Source organism: Polycyclovorans algicola TG408 (assembly GCF_000711245.1).
GTDB lineage: Bacteria > Pseudomonadota > Gammaproteobacteria > Nevskiales > Nevskiaceae > Polycyclovorans > Polycyclovorans algicola.
On sequence record NZ_JOMH01000001.1, the window covers coordinates 500,748 to 519,783 of the forward strand.

19 protein-coding genes are annotated in these 19,036 nt (G+C 65.0%); 13 read left to right on the forward strand and 6 right to left on the reverse strand.

Going from position 1 to position 19,036, the window contains the following annotated elements; translation table 11 throughout:
* Window positions 1-31 precede the first annotated feature (31 nt).
* Together U741_RS0102380 and U741_RS0102385 are read left to right on the forward strand one after the other, a co-directional pair.
* Complete coding sequence (locus tag U741_RS0102380) at window positions 32-901, forward strand: glycosyltransferase family 2 protein (protein ID WP_052378413.1); 870 nt, start codon at window positions 32-34, stop codon at window positions 899-901.
* A complete protein-coding gene (locus U741_RS0102385; protein ID WP_052378414.1) occupies window positions 898-1,758 on the forward strand; it encodes an FkbM family methyltransferase in 861 nt (286 codons plus the stop codon). The genes U741_RS0102380 and U741_RS0102385 overlap by 4 nt, the downstream gene beginning before the upstream one ends.
* On the opposite strand, the gene U741_RS0102390 is transcribed toward U741_RS0102385, so the two are convergent.
* Window positions 1,730-2,647 carry a glycosyltransferase family 2 protein gene (locus U741_RS0102390; RefSeq protein ID WP_029888898.1) on the reverse strand — a complete coding sequence of 306 codons (918 nt, stop codon included), beginning with the start codon at window positions 2,645-2,647 and terminating at the stop codon, window positions 1,730-1,732. The two genes, U741_RS0102385 and U741_RS0102390, sit on opposite strands and share 29 nt — an antisense overlap.
* Before the next feature lie 217 nt (window positions 2,648-2,864).
* Here U741_RS0102390 and U741_RS0102395 point away from each other — a divergent pair, with 217 nt between their 5' ends.
* From U741_RS0102395 to U741_RS0102405, 3 genes are all read left to right on the forward strand, one after another.
* On the forward strand, window positions 2,865-3,761 hold the full coding sequence (locus U741_RS0102395) for a glycosyltransferase family 2 protein (RefSeq protein ID WP_200872659.1): 897 nt from the start codon (window positions 2,865-2,867) through the stop codon (window positions 3,759-3,761).
* A gap of 194 nt (window positions 3,762-3,955) precedes the next feature.
* Window positions 3,956-4,672, forward strand: a complete 717-nt coding sequence (locus tag U741_RS17570; protein WP_052378415.1) for a glycosyltransferase family 2 protein — start codon at window positions 3,956-3,958, stop codon at window positions 4,670-4,672.
* 33 nt (window positions 4,673-4,705) lie between these two features.
* The gene (locus U741_RS0102405) at window positions 4,706-5,557 is read left to right on the forward strand and encodes a glycosyltransferase family 2 protein (protein WP_043110171.1); all 852 of its coding nucleotides are present in this window, start codon (window positions 4,706-4,708) and stop codon (window positions 5,555-5,557) included.
* A gap of 29 nt (window positions 5,558-5,586) precedes the next feature.
* On the opposite strand, the gene U741_RS0102410 is transcribed toward U741_RS0102405, so the two are convergent.
* The 3 genes from U741_RS0102410 to U741_RS0102420 form a co-directional block, all read right to left on the reverse strand.
* Window positions 5,587-6,675 carry an IS630 family transposase gene (locus U741_RS0102410; protein ID WP_029888901.1) on the reverse strand — a complete coding sequence of 363 codons (1,089 nt, stop codon included), beginning with the start codon at window positions 6,673-6,675 and terminating at the stop codon, window positions 5,587-5,589.
* Window positions 6,676-6,752: 77 nt separating this feature from the next.
* Window positions 6,753-7,505, reverse strand: a complete 753-nt coding sequence (locus U741_RS0102415) for a glycosyltransferase family 2 protein (RefSeq protein WP_052378416.1) — start codon at window positions 7,503-7,505, stop codon at window positions 6,753-6,755.
* Window positions 7,502-8,443, reverse strand: coding sequence for a glycosyltransferase family A protein (locus tag U741_RS0102420; protein WP_029888903.1), 942 nt, complete (start codon window positions 8,441-8,443; stop codon window positions 7,502-7,504). Before U741_RS0102420 ends, U741_RS0102415 begins: the two co-directional genes overlap by 4 nt.
* A 138-nt stretch (window positions 8,444-8,581) precedes the next feature.
* Between U741_RS0102420 and U741_RS0102425 the strand changes: the two genes are divergently transcribed.
* The 3 genes from U741_RS0102425 to styC all read left to right on the forward strand — a co-directional run bounded on the left by U741_RS0102425 (window position 8,582) and on the right by styC (window position 11,786).
* On the forward strand, window positions 8,582-10,177 hold the full coding sequence (locus U741_RS0102425) for an OpgD/OpgG family glucan biosynthesis protein (RefSeq protein ID WP_043110172.1): 1,596 nt from the start codon (window positions 8,582-8,584) through the stop codon (window positions 10,175-10,177).
* A 5-nt stretch (window positions 10,178-10,182) separates the two neighbouring features.
* On the forward strand, window positions 10,183-11,136 hold the full coding sequence (locus U741_RS0102430; protein ID WP_029888905.1) for a DUF6492 family protein: 954 nt from the start codon (window positions 10,183-10,185) through the stop codon (window positions 11,134-11,136).
* Between the two features lie 179 nt (window positions 11,137-11,315).
* Complete coding sequence (gene styC, locus U741_RS0102435) at window positions 11,316-11,786, forward strand: styrene-oxide isomerase StyC (protein ID WP_029888906.1); 471 nt, start codon at window positions 11,316-11,318, stop codon at window positions 11,784-11,786.
* Window positions 11,787-11,797: 11 nt separating this feature from the next.
* On the opposite strand, the gene U741_RS0102440 is transcribed toward styC, so the two are convergent.
* Entirely contained in the window at window positions 11,798-13,225 is a 1,428-nt protein-coding gene (locus U741_RS0102440) for a WS/DGAT/MGAT family O-acyltransferase (protein ID WP_052378417.1), read from the reverse strand.
* Between the two features lie 366 nt (window positions 13,226-13,591).
* Here U741_RS0102440 and U741_RS0102445 point away from each other — a divergent pair, with 366 nt between their 5' ends.
* The 5 genes from U741_RS0102445 to yihG are packed head-to-tail and all read left to right on the forward strand — an operon-like array spanning window position 13,592 to window position 16,877.
* The gene (locus U741_RS0102445; protein WP_029888908.1) at window positions 13,592-13,831 is read left to right on the forward strand and encodes a type II toxin-antitoxin system CcdA family antitoxin; all 240 of its coding nucleotides are present in this window, start codon (window positions 13,592-13,594) and stop codon (window positions 13,829-13,831) included.
* Window positions 13,831-14,142, forward strand: a complete 312-nt coding sequence (locus U741_RS0102450) for a CcdB family protein (RefSeq protein ID WP_029888909.1) — start codon at window positions 13,831-13,833, stop codon at window positions 14,140-14,142. The genes U741_RS0102445 and U741_RS0102450 overlap by 1 nt, the downstream gene beginning before the upstream one ends.
* Before the next feature lies 1 nt (window position 14,143).
* Window positions 14,144-14,857: an orotidine-5'-phosphate decarboxylase gene (pyrF, locus tag U741_RS0102455; protein WP_029888910.1), complete on the forward strand. Its 714-nt coding sequence runs from the start codon at window positions 14,144-14,146 to the stop codon at window positions 14,855-14,857.
* A gap of 10 nt (window positions 14,858-14,867) precedes the next feature.
* Window positions 14,868-15,932, forward strand: coding sequence for a uroporphyrinogen decarboxylase (gene hemE / locus U741_RS0102460; RefSeq protein ID WP_029888911.1), 1,065 nt, complete (start codon window positions 14,868-14,870; stop codon window positions 15,930-15,932).
* Between the two features lie 15 nt (window positions 15,933-15,947).
* Entirely contained in the window at window positions 15,948-16,877 is a 930-nt protein-coding gene (yihG, locus tag U741_RS0102465) for a 1-acylglycerol-3-phosphate O-acyltransferase, YihG family (protein WP_235199983.1), read from the forward strand.
* Here yihG and U741_RS0102470 read toward each other — a convergent pair.
* Entirely contained in the window at window positions 16,874-19,006 is a 2,133-nt protein-coding gene (locus U741_RS0102470; protein WP_029888913.1) for a PhoX family protein, read from the reverse strand. The two genes, yihG and U741_RS0102470, sit on opposite strands and share 4 nt — an antisense overlap.
* Window positions 19,007-19,036 lie beyond the last annotated feature (30 nt).

Below are 19,036 nucleotides of genomic sequence, written 5' to 3' on the forward strand. Positions count from 1 at the left end.
ACTGCAACCTCGCGAGCGGCCACCCGCCCTGATGAAGCTTTCCGTACTGGTCACCACCTACAACGCGCTGCGATGGCTGGAGAACGTCGTCTGGGGGTATGCCGTGCAAACCCACCGCGATTTCGAGCTGATCATCGCCGACGATGGCTCGGGTCCCGAGACCGCAGAACGCATCCGTGCACTGCGCGTTGAGACCGGGTTGGACATCGTGCACCTCTGGCAGCCTGACGAGGGCTTCCAGAAATGCCGCGTCCTCAACAAGGCGATTCTGGCCGCGCGCCATGACTACCTCGTGTTTTCAGACGGCGACTGCATTCCGCGTGCCGACTTTCTCGCGGTGCACGCGGCGCGCGCCCAGCGCGGTTACTTCCTGTCGGGCAGCTATTACAAATTGCCCATGACCACCAGCGAGGCGATCACCGTGGACGACATCCGCACCCAGCGCTGCTTCGACATTGGCTGGCTGCGCGCCCATGGTCTGCCCGCCGGCCGCAAGAATCTCAAGGTGATCGCCGGTCCGCGCCTCGCCCGCTTCCTCAATGCCACGACGCCGACCCGCTGCAACCTCAAGGGCGCCAACGCCTCGGCGTGGCGTGACGACGTGTTGCGGGTCAACGGCTTTGACGAACGCATGCAGTGGGGCGGACTCGACCGCGAGTTTGGCGTGCGGCTGCTCAATGCCGGGGTCAGGTCGCGGCACGTGCGCTTTGATGCCATCTGCCTGCACCTTGACCATCCGCGCGGTTACGCCAACCCCGAACGCGTGGCCTTCAACAAGGCGCTGCGGCAGTCACACGCCCGCGAGGGCACGGTCGAAACCGGGCACGGTATCCGCCAGTTGCTGGCTTCAGGTTTCACACCTGACCAGGCGCGGGTGCCGGACACGGCGGGCGCGGCATGAGCACGACCGCCGAGCGTGACCCCGGCAAGACCCAAGCCTGGGGTGCCCACGCCCCGACCGGCTTGGCCGGCTGGGTCATCCGTATCTGCCACGCGCTGCCCGGCACCTCGCGCATCTGGTACCGCCTGACGCGGCTGTTGCGCGGGCCGATCAAGCGGGCGCCGGTGCGACCCTTCGACGTCAACGCGCTGGGCATGGAGTTGCGGCTGCTCAACCGCGGCAATTTCTGCGAGATGACCGCGCTGTATGCCCCGCAGTTTTACGACGTGCCGGAGCTCGACTGGCTCGCCGCGCAACTCGCCGACGGCGGCACCTTTGTCGACATCGGCGGCAACATTGGGCTTTACAGCCTGGCGATGGCACACCGGCTGGGGTCGCGCATCAGCATCCACACCGTCGAGCCCGACGCCGAGCTTTCAGCGCGAATGCGCTTCAACGCCGAGCACAACGGCCTCAGCATCAACCTGGCACCGGTGGCGCTGAGTGATCACGAGGGCATCGCGACGCTGAAGATCGACGCCCGACAGCGCGGCCAGAACAGTCTGCAGGACGGCACGGCGAACGGTCAGGCGGACACCCGGGAGGTCCCGGTCAACACGCTGCTGGCACTGTGCCAGTCACGCGACATCACCCGCATCAGGGCGATGAAGATTGACGTCGAGGGCCACGAGCCGCGCATCCTCGGGCACTTCTTCGACAATGCCCCGGAAACCCTATGGCCCGAGGCGCTGTTGATCGAGCACGTCCACGACGACAACCGGCTGATGCAGCGCCTGATCGACGCGCTGGGCTATGTCGAGCAGGGCCGCACGTCGCGTAATTTGCTGCTCAGCCGCGCGTCGACCACAGGCGGCTGAGGCTGCGCTCCAGCTTGTCGAGGTTGCGCAGCAGCGACGCGTTCTGAAACGGGTGATAGCGCCACGGGGTGGTCAGCCGCGCCGCGTCTTCAAGCCGCAAAAAAGTCTCGGCGACGGGCAACTGCTGCGGGTCGCGCTGGCGGAAGGCCTCGGCGTGGGCCTGCGACATCATGCGCAACGGATGAAATCCGCAGCCCTGACGCCGCTCGGCATGCTGCATCGCCCGGGTCTTGCTACGGCCCCGATAGGCCGGCACCGACGGCAGCCACATGACGAACGGCGCAAACATGAAGCCCATGGGGCCGAACAGCCGCCTGGCCTGCGGCTCGTTGCCATGCTCGCGGGCGGTGAACTGCCAGCCCTGCGCCCTGAGCCGCGCCGTGTCGGCGATAAAAATATCTGAGTAGTGCCCACCAACGCTGAGCCGCTCGGCCTCGCGCAGGTAACAGCCGGTGGCGTCATCAAAGCGGGTGATCTGCCGGTCGCGGGCGGCATTGCAGCCCTTGAGAAACGCCGGGTGCAAAAACGCCGCGTTGGGCCGTTGTTCAAACCAGCGATTGATGGCTGCGGCGTCGGTCTCATCCAGTGGCCGCACCAACTGCATGTCGTCCTGCAAAAAGCACACGCGTGGCGCGTCGGTACGGTCCAGCGCCGCCTGCATGTTGGCGCTGAGTCCGCCGTGCTTGGAGCCTTCGCCGCCTGCGCGGACCACCACTTCGTGACACTCACCGACCCGCTTCAGAACGGCGACGGTTTCGGGGTCGTCACTGGCGTCGTCCATCACCGTCAGCGTCGCGCCCGGGGCGCAAGTCTCGATGGAGCGCACACAATGGGCCAGAAAACGACCGCGGTTGAAAGAGAAAATGTAGAAGTGCAGCGGCGGGGTCATGGGTTCCAAGGATCGGAGCGGCCGCCGCAGTTTACGCAACGTCCGGCCCCGGCTTGCGCGCCGACTCGCGCGGCCGGACGGTCTCTCGCCATCGAACAAACCGCGCGTCGACGATCTGGGGCACCATGTGGCATCGCGCTTAGTCGCCGCGCCCGTATCGGCGTGCCTCCCGACCTGCCTCACGGAACACGCCGCGCCACAGAATCCGTCCACTCCCGTGACACTGACGCCGCCCAGGGTGGCCGACGGTGCGTGGCATGCCGTCTGCCGTCATTTTTTTCGGCTGGCGGCCAGCGGCATTGTGCCGGCGCGCTGGTTTTCGCCCGCGCCACCCATGCAGCGTGACGCCGTCACCGGCCGCCTGACGATTGAAGTGGTCAGCCACTGCTGGCAGTACGCGCACCTGCTCAAGCACCAGCTCAGCTCACTGGTCCTGCATCCGCCGCAACAGGTCGATGTTCGCGTCACCGTGTTTCATGCCGTCGAAGACGCTGACACCGTGGCCCTGCTCGCCTACTTCGCGCGTCACGAGGTCCCCGGCGTGCGCTGGAACTGGCAGGTGTTGCCACCCGACCAACTGATGCGCCGGTGCATCGGTCGCAACCAGGCAGCGCTGGCCACGACGGCCAACTGGGTGTGGTTCACCGACTGTGATCTGGTCTTTGGCGAGGGTTGCCTCGACGCGCTGGCTGAAAATCTGCAGGGTCGCACCGACGCCTTGGTCTATCCGCAGGTGGAGCATTGCACTTCGTTGCTGGCGGACGACGACGCCTCGCTGGCCGGCTTTTCGCCTGAAGCCGATCTGGCCGGCACCGTGGTGGACTTCAAGGCACGCGCTGTGTCGCGGGCCACCGGCCCTCTGCAGATCGCCCATGGTGACGTGGCGCGGGCGGTCGGTTACTGCGACGCCATCGCGGCCTACAAACCGGGCGCCGATCATTGGCAGAAATGCTACGAGGACCGCACCTTTCGCTGGTTGCTGGGCACCCGCGGCGTGCCGCTGGACATCCCCGGGGTCCAGCGCATCCGCCATGTGTCCAAGGGTCGGTATCGCGCCGGCGGCCGCATGGCGACGCTGCGCCAGCAAATCCGCAAGGCCAAGGACCGCGCCTAGCAATGCACACCGGGGGTGGCGCCGCGCCGATGGGCCGCGTCCGTGATGCCCTTGCACGACGGCTGACCGGGCTCTTGGCGTCCACCCCGGTTCCGGCCGCATGGTGGAGCGGCGTCGCGCCGAGGCCGGCACCGCTGTCCACCGGCCGACGGCTGACGCTCTAAATCGTCAGCCATTGCTGGCAGTACGCGCCGTTGCTGCGTCATCAGCTGGCCTCGCTGGTGCGCAACCCGCCCACGGCACTCGACGTTCGCGTCAGGGTGTTCTTCAGCCATGACGATCCAGCGACCGAGAACCTGCTTGCGGCATTCGCCGCGCACCGGCCACCCGGCATTGAATGGCATTGGCACGCCCTGCCCACGCCGCAGTTGATGCGGCGGACGATTGGCCGCAACCTCGCCGCGCGGAGGAGCCCCGCCGACTGGCTGTGGTTCACCGATTGCGATGTCCTGTTCGGCGCGGGCTGTCTGGACGCGCTGGCTGATCGGCTGCGTGGTCAGTCGGCTGTGCTGGTGCATCCGGGTATCGAGTGGACCACCGACCTGTTGCGCGATTCGGCGATCCAGCGGGCGTCGGTCGATGCGCCGTTGGACTGTGAGCCCAACCTCACCTTCACACCCCACGCCGTCACCCGCGCCACGGGGCCCCTGCAGATCGTCCGCGGCGATGTTGTGCGCAGGGTCGGTTACTGCGCGGCAACCCCCGCGTTTCTGACCCCCGCGACGCACTGGTGCAAAACCCGGGAAGACCGCGTGTTCCGCTGGCTGCTCGGCACTCAGGGGCAAGGGCTCGCGATCCCCAGGGTGCAGCGTATCCGCCACCTCAGCAAAGGCCGTTATGGTCCGACCGCACGGCTGACCGCGCTTCGACAGTCCGTGCGCCGCGCAAAGGACGACTGGTTGCGTCGATAATTGCCGGCTCCCTGCGGAACCCTTCGGAGCGCCATGAAGCTTTCCGTCATCCTCTCGACCTTTAACGCGCCCCACTGGCTGACAAAATCATTGCTGGGGTACGCGCAGCAGCAGTACCGCGACTTTGAGGTGGTGATTGCCGACGACGGCTCGACCGAAGAAACCCGTGCCTTGATCGCGCGAATGCGCGACGAAACCGGGCTGACCTTGCGCCATGTCTGGCAGCGCGACGACGGCTTTCGCAAATGCCGCATCCTCAACAAGGCGGTGCTGCAGGCCCAAGGCGACTACCTGCTGTTCAGCGACGGCGATTGCATTCCGCGCCGTGACTTTGTTGCCGTGCACGCGGCCCGGGCGGCGCCGGGGCACTGGGTCGCGGGCAGTTATTACAAGCTGCCGATGGTCACCAGCCAGGCCATCACTGCGCAGGACATCGCCAGCGGCCGCTGCTTCGACCTGCGCTGGCTCAGGGCCCATGGCCTGCCGTCCAGCCACAAGACGGTGAAGCTCACGGCCACGCCCGGTGTGGCGCGTTGGCTCAATCAGCTCACACCGGCGCGCTGCGACTTCAAGGGCGCCAACGGCGCGGCATGGAAGGCCGACGTGTTGCGCGTAAACGGCTTTGACGAGCGCATGGGCTACGGCAGCGAAGACAGTGAGTTCGGCACCCGCCTGCTGAACGCCGGGATTCGTGCCCGCAGCGTGCGCTACGACGCGGTCTGCCTGCACCTTGATCACCCACGCGGCTACGTCGACCAAGCCGCCTACGCTCGCAACCGGGCGCTGCGCAAGCACAACCAACGCCAGCGAGTCAGTCGCACCGACTTCGGCATTGCCGAACTGCAGCGAGACGGTTACCCGCGTGCCGCCGCCATCGCCAACTGACGCGCAGCCTTCCAATGCTTGAGGTGCGACTAGTGTCCCGAGTCAGAAATCCGCAGACAAAACCGTTTGACGGAATCGAGGATTTGGTCTGCGGTCTTGGTCCAGACAAACGGTCTGGGATTTTGGTTGTAGGTTGAGAGGTAATCGCGGATGGCTTGCTCCAGTTCGCGGGTGCTGCGATGAGTGCCACGCCGAATCTGCTTGCGTGTGATCTCGGCAAACCAGCGTTCGACCTGATTGATCCACGATGCAGAGGTCGGGGTGAAATGCGGGTGGAATCGTGGATGTCGTGCAAACCAGCGCTTTACCGCAGGGGTTTTGTGGGTTCTGTAGTTGTCCATCACGACATGGACTTCGGCATCGTCGGGCACGCTTTGGTCAAGCGTTGCCAGGAACTTCAGGAATTCGGCGGCACGATGGCGTCGGTGCAATTGCCCGATCACCTTGCCGGTCGCCACATCCAGCGCGGCGAACAACGTGGTGGTGCCGTGGCGCATGTAGTCGTGCGTGCGCCGCTCCGGCAGGCCGGGCGTCATCGGCAGAATCGGCTGCGTGCGATCCAGCGCCTGAATCTGACTCTTCTCGTCGACGCAGAGCACGACGGCTTTCTCGGGTGGCGCCAGGTACAGCCCAACAATATCCCGCACCTTGTCAACAAACAGGGCGTCGGTGGAAAGCTTGAACGTCTCTTGACGATGCGGCTGCAAGCCAAACGCCCGCCAGATGCGCGACACCGACGACTGCGACAGCTTCATGTGGTCGGCCAAGGCGCGCGTGCTCCAGTGCGTTGCGTCCACCGGCTTGGACTGCAGCGTCTTGGCGATGACGGCTTCCACCAGGTCATCCCCGATGCGCCGGGGCGCCCCCGGTCGCGGATCGTCCAAAAGCCCATCCAGACGGCGCTCCACGAACCGCCGCCGCCACTTGCCAACCATCTGCTTCGAGACGTGCAACCGTGCCGCCGCCTCGATGTTCTGCGCCCCCTGCGCGCAGGCGAGCACGATACGTGCGCGCATCGCCAGCGCCTGGCTGGTCTTGTGCCGGCGCGTCCATTCGACCAGCCGATTGTTCTCTTCCGCCGTGAGCTTCAGTTCCGGCAATGGCCGTCCACGTCCCATGACAATCCCCTCGATATCTCGATGATACCGAGACAGACGGAGTCGTCATTGGTTCATATTATTTATGACTCACGACACTAGCGCAGTGCATAGATCATCAATCGCAGACCCACCCGCCCGTCGCGCCACCCGCCGCGTCGCAGATACGACTTGATCACCGCGCCCAGCGGGCTGAAGGTCCAAGCCTGAACGCCGTGACGGATCGCCGCCCAACGCGGCGACTGCCCTTTTCGCTGGCAGCGATCAAGCAAGCCCAGCGCGGCCAGGTCGGTGTAACGGGCAAGCTTCTCGTCCACCTCGGCCTGGGTCTCAAAGGTGAGGTGCACGAGACGGCCCGCCAGCAGCCGCCGCGGGCCGTCCACCAACAAGCCCTCGTGCACGCGTTTGTCGGGCGCCCAGTGACAACGGCGCCGGTCATAAAGCCGCGGGACGCGATCCGGGCTGACGATGGGGTACACCACGCGCACCGGCTGGCCGTAAGCCTGCCAGTGGCGTTGCACGTCATAAGCCGCCTGATCAAGTCCCGCTGTCCTGACCGCCCTGATGGCCGCGACTAACACGTCATCCGGGCGTTTGTCGCAGTCACAAAAGAAAATGTAGTCGTGGCTGCAAGCCTGCTCGGCGACGCCGCGCTGGGTCCGGAAATCGCTGAAAGGATGCGTCACGAAGCGGGCGCCGGCCGACGCCGCAATCGCTTGCGTCGCATCTGCGCTGCCGCTGTCGAGCACCACAACCTCGTCCGCAAACCGGTTCAGCTGGGCAAGGATGGATTGCAGATAGCGCTCTGAATTGAAGGTCAGCACATAAGCCGACAAGCCGGGCCGGTTCACGGTGCTGGCCCCTGACGGACGGGCGTGATCGCCGCCAGCCCTCGACGAAGGCGCATCTCGATACTGTTCAGCCATTTCAGATCGCGATGACCCTGCAACCCGTTGAATCGCCAAAGCGCGGTCGGGTCGCGGCCTGCGACCCACAGGAAATCTTCAACGCAAGGAAAGATGCGAGGGTCGCGCGCGCGCATTGCCGCCACGGCCTCACGGGTCATCGGTTCGATGGGGTGAAAGCCGCAGCCGCTGCGCTTCTCGCCCAAGGTCAACGCGAGCGTTTTGTGCTTGCCGCGAAAGGCTGGCACCCACGGCAACATCATCGCAAACGGCGCGTGCAGGATGCCCATGCGCATAAAGTGCGCGCGCGCCTGTCGTTCGTTGTCGTGTTCAGCGTTCTTGAACTGCCAACCGGCAGCGTGCAGCCGCTGCGGCAGGGTGATCGAAATATCGGAGTAGTAAACCCCGGCCGTTTGCGAGCTCAGCCTGGGCAGGTAAACCCCGGTGACGGGATCGAACTGCAGGGCATCGGGCGGCTGCGCCTTCTTTCTGCGGTGGACAAACGCCGGGCTCAAAAATGCCGCTTTGGGCGAGTGGGCAAAGTAGCGATCAATCGCTGAGACATCGTCGGCTTCGAGTGGCCGGACCAGCTGGGCATCGTCCTGCAGGAAGCACAGCGGCACGTCGGGTTGTGCAATATCGAGCGCTGACTGCATGTTGGCATACAAACCGCCGTGCTTGGCTGCTCCCGTCCTGGCCGCAACGGTCACGCGGTGGCGTCGCGAAACATCGGCGATCACCTGCAGGGTGTCGGCATCGTCACTGCCATCATCGACGATGTGCACCGGACAGCCGGGCGCGAACTGCTCAATGCTCTCAATGCAGTGCTGCAGGAAGCGGCCCCGATTGAAAGAGAAAACGGCGAACTGGAGTTCTTGCGACATGCCAGATCCGGTGAGGAAGCCGAGCGGGTACGACCCGCCGAGACCGGCATGTTAGCCCGCCACCATGGGTGAGAATTCAGCCCCGAGCCGGCGCCACGGCTTAGCATCCGCCCACAATGCCTCACTGTTGGAGAATCGATGCAACGCCGAGCCCTGTTGCGTGCCGCCGCCCTCGCCGGCGCCAGCCTGCCATTCCCCGCCGCGCTACTCAGCGTCAATGCCAATGCCGCCGACCCGAAGCGTCTGGGCGATGCCGAGCGCTTCGACTATGCGACGCTCAAAGGCAAAGCTCGCGAACTGTCGGCGCAGCCGTATCAATCCCATGAGGGCGAATTGCCAAAGGCGGTCTCGGCGCTGGACTGGGACCAATACCAGTCGATTGGCTTCGATGCCGACCACGCGCTGTGGGGCGACGACAAGCTGCGCTTCAAGGCGCAGTTTTTTCACCTGGGCCTGTTCTTCAAACGACCGGTGACGCTGCACGAAGTGGTGGATGGGCAGGCGCGCGCGCTGGCCTATGACCCGGCCCTGTTCGACTACGGCGACAGTGGCCTGATCGGCCGGCGCCTGCCGCGCGACCTGGGGTTTGCCGGCTTTCGGCTCAACATTGATACCGACCCGACGCGAGACGTGGCGGCATTTCTCGGGGCCAGCTATTTCCGCGCGGTGGGCGGCGACTGGCAATACGGTCTTTCGGCGCGCGGGCTGGCCATCGACACCGCCTTGCCGCGACCGGAAGAATTCCCCGACTTTGTCGCCTACTGGCTGGAAAAGCCGGATCCGCAGTCCGATTCGCTGGTCGTTTACGGTCTGCTCGACTCGCCGAGCACCACCGGCGCCTACCGCTTTGTGCTCACGCCGGGGCAGAACTTCGTGATGGACATTGACGCCGCGCTGTACCCGCGTAAACCCATCGAGCGCCTCGGCATCGCGCCGCTGACCAGCATGTATCAGACCGGCGAAAACGACCGCCGCATGGCCAACGACTGGCGCCCCGAGATTCACGACTCCGACGGCCTGGCCCTGCACAGCGGCAGCGGCGAATGGGTCTGGCGGCCGCTAAGCAATCCCCGACAGTTGCGCTTCAACATCTTTCAGGACGACAACCCGCGCGGCTTCGGCCTGCTGCAGCGTGACCGCGACTTCAACCACTATCAGGATGACGGTGTGTTCTACGAGCGTCGGCCCAGCCTGTGGGTGCAGCCCAAGGCCGGCTGGGGCAAGGGCGCGGTGCAGTTGGTGGAGATTCCCACCGTCGATGAAACCTTCGACAACATCGTGGCCTTCTGGAACCCCGAGCAGCCGGTCACGCCGGGCGAGGAACATCTGTTCGGCTACCGATTGCATTGGGGGGCCACGCCGCCAGAGGTGCCGCCGCTGGCCACCTGCGTCGCCACTCGCACCGGCATCGGCGGCGTGGTCGGCAAAACGCGGCAGTATTTCTCGTGGCGATTTGCCGTGGATTTTGCCGGCGGCAACCTGTCGCTGATCAACCCCGAGCACACCGACATTGAAGCGCGGGTCACCACGTCACGCGGCCGGGTCGAGACTGTTTCGGCACGCCCGCTGCACGCCATTGACGGCTATCGCGTGATGTTCGACCTGGTGCCGCCCGACGGGTCCGAAGACCCCATCGACCTGCGCCTGCAGCTCAGCGCCAACGGCCAGACCCTGACCGAAACCTGGCTTTACCAGTACAACCCGCCACCGGCCGGTGAACGCGCGGCATCATAGTCGTCATGCGTGCGCCAACCCTCTCACTGCTGACCGTCACCTGGGCCGGTGATGCACGACACTTCGATTTGCTGCGCGCGTCGCTGCAGCGCTCGTCGCTGGTGGCCGTGCCGCACCACGTGGTGGTGCACAGCGAGGACCTGCCGACCTTTGCCGGACATGTGCCCGCCGTCGAACTGCAGCCCACCGCCGACGTGCTGCCGGGCGGTCTTGAAGCGGCGCGCGTTAACGCGCTGGGCTGGCAACACCGCCTGGGCCGCCACGGCACCAAGTGGCTGAGCAGCCTGACGCGCAGCCTCGGCGCGCCTGTGTGGCCACGGTATCTGGGCTGGCACATGCAGCAGATCAGCAAGCTGGCCAGCGTTGCCGCCAGCCCGGCCGACACCGTGCTGGTGCTGGACTCCGACGTCATCGTCACCGCACAGGCGCGGGTCGATGACTACCTGCACCCCACGCGTCCGGTCTGCATCGAACAGTGGCAACCCGCCGAGAAGGCACGCGGCAAGGTCCGCAAGTGGAACCGCGAGGCACACCGCCTGCTGGGCCTGCCGTTTGACGCCAAAGCGCCGGTCGACCTGTATTTCGACACGCCCTTTCCGATGCACCCGCCCAGCGTGCGCGCACTCATGCGCTGGCTTGAGAATCGCTATCAGTGTCCATGGTGGCAGGCCATTCTTGCCCAGCCGCCGCGCCGCTGGTCCGAGTTCGCCACCTACCGGCTGTTCCTGCGCCAGCACCCAGCCGCTGGCGGTGTGGAATGGCGATCGCCCGCCTTGTCGCGCTACGTCCACGACGCCACCGATCTCCCTGCGCTCATCGCTCATCTGCAGGCGCTGATGGCGGAGCCGGACTGCCACTACATCACCCTGCACTCGCAGAGCAGCGGGCGTGGTTTGTGGGATGCGGACCAGGTGATTCCGAGTGTGCGGGCGCTTGTCGACCCCGTCGCAGGACGCTGAGTCCGATCATCTCGGCGACGAGGCGGCTGGTTTTGGTCCGCTACGACGGAGGGCGACTTGTGCCGCAGCTCGGCTGCACGACGAAGCCGGTCGGGCGCCGGCAAGACCCTCGGCCGCAGCAGGTGCAGCGCACAGCGGATTACACTCGCCGCTTCACACTAAAAAAGGGAGAGTTCACGATGCAGCCAAAACAAAAAATCATGGTCGGCCACGGTGCGGTGGTGATGTTCATCGGCATGCTCGCGGGCTTTGGCCTGCTGTCGAGCCTGATCGGCGGGCTGGAGTTGATTCCCGGCAGCATCATCGAGTTCACCATTCCCGGCGACGCCGGCAGTTGGGCGCGGGCGCACATTGGCGGCATGTTCAATGGCGTGTTCATCATGCTGGTGGCCTTGCTGATCATGGCGATGAAGATCGCCGACAAGCCCGCAGGGCAGCTGCACTGGATGCTGATTGGCACGGGCTGCGCCAACACCATCTTTTACTGGGCCGCGCTGATGGCGCCCAACCGCGCGCTGACGGTGGCCGACAATGTGCACGGCGAGTCCAACATCTGGGCGATCATCGGCCTGCTGCCGGCGCTGGTGTTTGCCATCGTGTCGCTGGTGGCGGTCTACATCCTCATTCGTCAGGCCTTCGCCAAGGCCTGATGCAACACGCGTCAGGCTGGCGCCTTGCTGGCCTGACGCGCCTTTGCCTTGACTGCGGGGACCACCGGGGCGCCGCCCGCTTCAAGCTCGTCCAGTGACTCGCCGAGATAGTCGAGCAAGCGCTGCAGGCTCGGCAGCGTTTTACGGCAGCCAATCAGCCCGAAGTCGATGAAGTCGTGGCGACTGACCAGGGTGATGTTGAGCGCAATGTTGTTGACCAGCAGCGACACCGGGTACACGCCGTCGAGCTTGCAGCCCTGCCAATAGGTCTCGGTGCGCGGGCCGGGCACGTGAGAAATCACCACATTGACGATGGTTTTGGTCCGGCTGAAGCCGGTGAGCAGATTGAACACGCCAGGCGCAAACATCAGGCCTTCGTAGGCCATGAGCTGCGACGGGTTCAGCGCCCTGAGCACTTGCTTGTTGTAGTCCATGCAGGCTTTCACGGCGAGCAAACGTGCTTCAGGACACGCAATGTGAGTGCCGAGATGCGTCAGCGCAAAGGCCACTTCGTTGCCCGAATCACCATCGTCGCGCCGCGTCGAAACCGGCACGGCGGCCACCAGCGGGGCGTCGGGCAGGGCATTCAACTCGCCCAGATAGCGCCGCAGCGCGCCGCCGCACATGGCCAGCACGACGTCGTTGACGGTGGCGTCGAAGCGCCGTGCGATCGCCTTGATGCGCGGCGTCTCGTACGACTGGGCGGCAAAGCGCCGCGAGCCCGAAATATTGTTGTTAAGAATGGAGCGCGGCGCTTGCAGGCTGCCGATGCAGTCTTCGCGCCCGGCGCGCTGGTCACGGCGCACCTGGCGAAACTGCTGGAACACCGGCGTCACGCCGTCGAGCCCCTGCTGGGCCAGGGCGCGCAAGGCATTCACCCCGCGCAGCGACGGCGTTGGCACTGGCAAGCGGCGTTCGCGGGTGCGGCGGGTGCGCACTTCCCACGGGGCGGGCATGGTGATGGAGGTTTCGGCATCGGGGGCCATCGACTTCATCAGCAGGCGAATGCCCGCCACGCCATCGACCAGTGCGTGGTGAATTTTTGAGTACAGCGCAATGCGCCCGTCGTCCAGGCCTTCAATCAGATAGATGCGCCACAGTGGATAAGCGCGATCCAGATGCGCCGCGTGCACCCGCGAGACCATGGCCAGCAGTTCACGAACACGCCCCGGCTTCGGCAGCGCCAGGTGCACGAAATGCTGCGCAAGGTCGAAGTCGCCCGACTCATCCCAAAACTTGAACCCCGCCCGGCTGACCAGCCGCCGGTTGAACGGCGCTGCGGCCTGCGCCGATTGCCGCAGGCGCTCGGCCAATTGCAGCGCAAAGTCGGGCGGCGCGTCCGGCGGCGGGGTGAACAGGCAAAGCGCGCCCACATGCAGCGGTTGCTGGCGCTGCTCCATGAGCAAAAAAATGTTGTCGATGGCTGACAAAGGTTTCATTGTTCTCTCCGTGGCACTGGGGCCTATTATCAAATACCGGGTCCTGATTATGTCTACGTCTCAGCATATTTTATAAATATCCATAAATATCATGGCCTTATGATGATCCGGCCGATTGATGGCCTTCTGCCCGGAAACCCTCGATATCGCGGGCTTTCATAGCGTCGCTGAGCATCTCAGCTGAGGCATAGACATAATCAGGTACCGGGTTGCCAAGTGCTAACAGGCCGCCGGGCAACTTTCTCATGACAGCATTGCCTGCACGTTGCAAAGCAAAAGCCGTGCCGTGCCTTGATTTGGCTTGACGCACACAGTGTGCGCACGCATGCTCATTCAACGCTTCAACCCAGCCTTACGAACATGTCCATGCTTGAACGTTCAGCCCCGCCGCGCCGTGCCCTCAACGTGCGGGTGCGCGGCGACATCATCGACGCCGCCAAGGCCGCAGGCTTGAACCTGTCGCAGATTACCGAGGCCGCGCTGACTGCCGCGTTACGCAGTGCACAAAACCGGCAATGGCAAGAGGAGAACGCCGAGGCCATCGCGTACCATCGCGCCCGGATCGAACGGGACGGCATGTGGAACATGGACCTGGTGCGGTTCTGATGGCGCAGTTTCAGTTGTATCGAAACCAGCGCCCCAGTAGCTCAGACATTCCTTATCTGCTCGACGTGCAGTCGGATGCGGTGGATACGGGCTCACGGCTGGTGCTGCCGGTCATTCCAGCGGATCGGCACGGGCCGCCATTCACCCGGCTGCATCCGCAAGTGCTGGTGCACGGCAAGCCGCATGTCGTGGTCACCAGCGACGCCGCCGCGGTCGCTGCACAAAGCCTGCGCCCACCCGTGGTGGCGGACCTGACGGGGCAGCGCCACGACTTTTTGAATGCGCTTGATTTTCTGTTGACCGGCTACTGACATGACCCGCCTTGCCATTCCCGCCCACGAACGCCTGATCATCGCCCTGGACCTGGCCACCGCAGACGCCGCGCTGGCGCTGGTGCAGCGCATCGGCAGCGCCGGGCACTTTTACAAAATTGGCCTGGAATTGCTCATGGCGCCGGGCTTCTTTGACTTGCTCGACACGCTGAAACGCCGCGACAAAAAGGTGTTCGTTGACCTGAAGTTCTTCGACATCCCCGAAACCGTGGCGCGCGCCATCCGCAACCTGTCGGAGCGCGGCGCCGACTTTGCAACCCTGCACGGCAACCAGACCATGATGGAAGCTGCGGCGCAGGCCAAGTCCAACGGCCTCAAGGTGCTGGCGGTGACGGCACTGACCAGCCTCGACCAGGGTGATCTCGACGACATGGGCTTTGCCTGCACCATCGCCGACCTGGTGCTGTCGCGGGCCAAACGCTCGCTGTCGGCCGGGTGCGATGGCGTGGTGTCGTCAGGGCTGGAAGTGCAGCGCCTGCGCCTTGAGGCGCCCGACAAACTGATCTGCGTGACCCCCGGCATCCGCCCGATTGCCAACCGCGTAGAAGGCGACCAGAAGCGGATCATGACCGCCACCCAGGCCATAGCCGCCGGCAGCGATTATCTGGTGGTGGGGCGGCCGATCCGCGACGCCGCCGACCCGCGTCACATGGTTGAAACCCTGCAAACTGAAATTGCCGCCGCGACTGCCTGACAATACCGCCATGACCACACTGATTCAGAACGACCGCTTCCTTCGCGCCTTGCGGCGCGAGCCGCTGGACCGGACCCCGGTGTGGTTCATGCGCCAGGCCGGGCGCTACCTGCCCGAGTACCGCGCCACCCGTGCCAAGGCCGGAGACTTCATGAGCCTGTGCCGCAATCCGGAACTGTGCGCCGAGGTGGCGATGCAGCCGCTGGAGCGCTATGACCTCGATGCCGCCATCCTGTTCTCCGACATCCTCACCGTGCCCGACGCCATGGGTCTGGGCCTGTCTTTTGCTGAAGGTGAGGGCCCGCGTTTCGCCGACCCCATCCGCGACCCGCGACAGATCGACAAGCTGCCGGTGCCCGACCCCAATGTAGAACTGCGCTACGTGATGGATGCGGTGTCCACCATCAAGCGCGCGCTGGACAGCCGCATGCCGCTGATCGGCTTTGCCGGCAGCCCGTGGACGCTGGCCACCTACATGATTGAAGGCGGCAGCTCCAAGGACTTCGCGCGCGCCAAAGCCCTGATGTATGACGCGCCCGACGCCATGGAAGCGCTGTTGGCCAAGCTCAGCGCCGCCACCAGCCTGTATCTGCAGGCGCAGATCGAACACGGCGCCGACGCAGTGATGATTTTCGACACCTGGGGCGGCGCGCTCACGCCGGAGGCCTATGTGCAGTTCTCGCTGGAGCCGATGGCGAAAATCGTCGCCCACCTCAAGCGCGTGGCACCGACGGTGCCGGTGGTGTTGTTCAGCAAGGGCGGCGGTCAGCATCTGGAATTGATGACCGAAACCGGCTGCGACGGCCTGGGCCTGGACTGGACCACCGACATCGGCAAGGCTCGCGCCCGGGTTGGCGCGCAGGTGGCGCTGCAGGGCAATCTCGACCCCAGCATTCTCTACGCCAGCCCCAAGCGCATTCGCATGGAAGTGGCCAAGGTGCTGCAGAGCTATGGCAATGGCAGTGGCCACGTGTTCAATATGGGCCATGGCATCACGCCGGGCGTCAACCCTGAGCATGCGGCAGCCATGGTGGCGGCGGTGCACGAGCTCAGCCCGGCCTATCACGCCGCGTAAGCCATGCTGGCCCGAGTGTTGACTGCGCCCATGATTGGCGTGCTGACCTTCGCGCTGAAGTTCGTCGTGCTGATTTTCTGGTTCACGCTGATGCTGCCTGGCGTCGTGCTGCACCTGCTGCCCAGCCGTGCGCTACGGGACCGCACCAGTCGCTATTGCGTGTTCATTGCCCGTCGCTGGGTCGGCACGAACCGACGGCTGTACCGGCTTGTGCATCCGATGGACTGGGAGGTGACGGTCGAGGGCGCGCTGGACCCGACGCGTAACTATTTGGTGGTGAGCAACCACCAGTCGTGGGCCGACATCCTGATCCTGTTTGCGGCCCTGCACGGGCGCATGCCGTTTTTGCGCTTCTTTTTGAAGGATCAGCTCAAGTACATCCCCATCATCGGGCAGGTGTGCTGGGCGATGGAATTTCCGTTCATGAAGCGCCATTCCAAAGAGGCGCTGGCCAAAAATCCTGCGCTGCGCAGCGAGGACCTCGAAACCACGCGCCGCAAGTGCGAGGTCTACAAGCGACAACCGGTTGCACTGGTGAATTTTCTTGAGGGCACGCGCTTCACGCCGGCCAAGCATCTGGCGCAGGCCTCGCCCTATGCTCACCTGCTCAAGCCCAAGAGCGCCGGGCTGGCCTTCACCCTCAATGCAATGGGCGAACAGTTCGCCGGGCTGGTGGACGTGACGCTGGTCTATGCCCCCACCCGCGAAGGTCGCAGTCGTCTGTGGAGCTGGCTTTGCGGCGAGCAGGGCCACGCGTGTCTGCATATTGCGGTGCGCGCCATTCCGTCCGAACTGATGCGTGGCAACTACGAACACGACGTCGACTACCGCGCCCGCTTCCATCAGTGGGTCGCCAAGCTGTGGGCCGAAAAGGACGCCCGTATTTCCGGCCTGAAAAACCCCGACGCTGAAACAGCGCCGGGGTCTTCGTTCACCGCCATTTAGATGGCGATTTCGCCGCCGTCGTCCCGCGTGATGGCGATGGTTGCGGTGCGCGGCCGACGGGAGCCGATGGTGCCGGCCAAGGTCGCATCGGCCGCATACGGCCAACTGCTCTGGTAGTCCGTAAGGTCGCCGCGCTCGCCGGGATGCTGCACGTTGACAAACAGGGTCCGGTAATCCGGCGTGGCCTCCACCCCGGTGATCTCACAGCCGCGCACCCCGACCAGAAACCGCCGCAGATTCGCACCCGGCGCGTCGCCGATGAAGGTGGTCACCAGCTCGCCATCGGCCCCCGGCACATTGAAGCTGCCGCCGTCGCCCACCGTGCCCGGCGTTGCGGCCAGCATCATGCAGTTGGTGGTGTCGGTGTAGGCGCCGTCGTCGGTCTGCAGCCAGAGAATACCGCGCTTGTCGAACCACAGGCCGTCGGGCGCCGAGAAGTCGTTGCTGTCGTCAAGGCCGGACAGGTTGATGGCCGCCGGATAGTTGGCGCGGGCGCCGAACGCGTAGACATCCCAGACGAAGGCGACGGCATCCTGCACGCCGTTTTCGCGCCAGCGGATCACGTGGCCATTGACGTTGCCGGCCGCCGTGTCGAGGCTGCCATCCGGGCCGCCGGTGTAGCTGCGCGGGTTGGCGGCATCACGTGGCTGTGAGCCCGCGCCGCCCTGACCGCGGCCACTGCTGCCGCTGCTGCTGTTGGTCAGCGCGAAATACACCTCGCCGTTGCGCGGATTGACGCCGCCCCATTCCGGACGGTCCATCTTGGTGGCGCCGGCGCGGTCGGCGGCGATACGCGAGTAAATGACGATTTCCGCCGCCGACATGCCCTCGAGCAGCGGGTTGTCGGGGGTCAGTGGCAGCCAGTCGCCGGTGCCGTCACCGTTGAAACGTGCGGCGTAAAGCGTGCCGGTGTCCAGGTACTTGTCGCCGCCTTCGAGACCGAGCGTCGCGTCCGCCGGGTCCCACGCGGTGTCCGAGACGAACTTGAAGATGTACTCGTTGCGTGAGTCATCGCCGGTGTAGGCCACCAGCGGTTCACCCGCCACAGCCGGGGCAAACCAGACCCCCTCGTGCGAGCAGCGCCCGATGGCCGTGCGCTTTTTCGGTGTCGCGTCCGGGTTGTAGGGGTCAATCTCGACCGCGTAGCCGAAATGATGCGGCTCGTTGCGGAAGTCGTTGGCCGCCGACGCGCCGGTCCGTGAGGCATTGAATCGGCGCTGCAGGTTGGCGGCGCCCGCCGGCGTGTCCCAGCCCCGATAGTTGAACCCGGTCGCGCCGGAACTGATGCCGTAACGCGCCAGTTGCGGCGTGTCGTCGCCGGCACCGTCGAGTGTGAAATAGGCGAACCAGTTTTCTTCACCCGCCAGATAGGTGCCCCAGGGCGTCACGCCGTGGCCACAATCGTTGAGCGTGCCGAAGGTGTCGATGCCGGTCGGCGACAGCGGTGTGGTCATCAGGCTTGAGCCCCGCGCCGGGCCACTGATCTCCATTGGGCTGTTCACATGCCAGCGACGGTTGAGGTCGCTGCTGCGATCCACGGCCCAGCCGCTGGACGACCGTGCCACTTCGATCACCCCAACGCCGTGCGCAAACTGCTCCTTGATCACTTCGGCCAGCGGGCGGACGCCCTCACCCAGATCGGTCGGGCCGTTTTCGTGAAGGTACTGGTCGGTCAGCGCTTCATGGTTGATCACCAGCACGCCGCGGTCGCTGTTCTGGCTGCCCTTGGGCAACGGGTAGAAGGCCATGGCATCGTGATGGTCACCGGCGCGGCGGTCCCAGTTGCCGTCGTCCGAACCATCGTTGGGATATTCGGCCAGACCTTCGGTAATCGGGTCGCCCAGCGCGTAAAGCACGCTCGCGGAATAACCGGCCGGCAGCACCACGCGGTCTTCGAGGCTTTTGGCCACAGCGGAAAAACCCAGGCGCGGTTCGGGAATTTCGCCCGGGCCGTTGCTGCTGCCACTGCTGCACGCCGACAGCCCCAACAACGACAGCCCGCTGGCCGAGGTGATGGCGGCGGCGGCACCGCCTTTGAGGACCGAACGCCGCGAGAGGGAGGCATCGAGAATGTCCCAAAAAACGCGTTTGTCGGAACGGTTGCTGTCTTCAATCGGATGATGGCTCATGGCAGTTGGCTGTGTGGTGAGAAGCCTCGC

What these genes read in the sequence shown, in the direction of transcription:
- U741_RS0102425 (WP_043110172.1), top strand. Translation starts at nt 8,582, where the DNA reads ATGCAACGCCGAGCCCTGTTGCGTGCCGCCGCCCTCGCCGGCGCCAGC.
- U741_RS0102470 (WP_029888913.1), bottom strand. Translation starts at nt 19,006, where the DNA reads ATGAGCCATCATCCGATTGAAGACAGCAACCGTTCCGACAAACGCGTT.
- pyrF (WP_029888910.1), top strand. Translation starts at nt 14,144, where the DNA reads ATGACCCGCCTTGCCATTCCCGCCCACGAACGCCTGATCATCGCCCTG.
- U741_RS0102440 (WP_052378417.1), bottom strand. Translation starts at nt 13,225, where the DNA reads ATGAAACCTTTGTCAGCCATCGACAACATTTTTTTGCTCATGGAGCAG.
- U741_RS0102380 (WP_052378413.1), top strand. Translation starts at nt 32, where the DNA reads ATGAAGCTTTCCGTACTGGTCACCACCTACAACGCGCTGCGATGGCTG.
- hemE (WP_029888911.1), top strand. Translation starts at nt 14,868, where the DNA reads ATGACCACACTGATTCAGAACGACCGCTTCCTTCGCGCCTTGCGGCGC.
- U741_RS0102445 (WP_029888908.1), top strand. Translation starts at nt 13,592, where the DNA reads ATGCTTGAACGTTCAGCCCCGCCGCGCCGTGCCCTCAACGTGCGGGTG.
- U741_RS0102420 (WP_029888903.1), bottom strand. Translation starts at nt 8,443, where the DNA reads ATGTCGCAAGAACTCCAGTTCGCCGTTTTCTCTTTCAATCGGGGCCGC.
- U741_RS0102385 (WP_052378414.1), top strand. Translation starts at nt 898, where the DNA reads ATGAGCACGACCGCCGAGCGTGACCCCGGCAAGACCCAAGCCTGGGGT.
- styC (WP_029888906.1), top strand. Translation starts at nt 11,316, where the DNA reads ATGCAGCCAAAACAAAAAATCATGGTCGGCCACGGTGCGGTGGTGATG.
- U741_RS0102410 (WP_029888901.1), bottom strand. Translation starts at nt 6,675, where the DNA reads ATGGGACGTGGACGGCCATTGCCGGAACTGAAGCTCACGGCGGAAGAG.
- U741_RS0102405 (WP_043110171.1), top strand. Translation starts at nt 4,706, where the DNA reads ATGAAGCTTTCCGTCATCCTCTCGACCTTTAACGCGCCCCACTGGCTG.
- U741_RS0102450 (WP_029888909.1), top strand. Translation starts at nt 13,831, where the DNA reads ATGGCGCAGTTTCAGTTGTATCGAAACCAGCGCCCCAGTAGCTCAGAC.
- U741_RS0102430 (WP_029888905.1), top strand. Translation starts at nt 10,183, where the DNA reads ATGCGTGCGCCAACCCTCTCACTGCTGACCGTCACCTGGGCCGGTGAT.
- U741_RS0102390 (WP_029888898.1), bottom strand. Translation starts at nt 2,647, where the DNA reads ATGACCCCGCCGCTGCACTTCTACATTTTCTCTTTCAACCGCGGTCGT.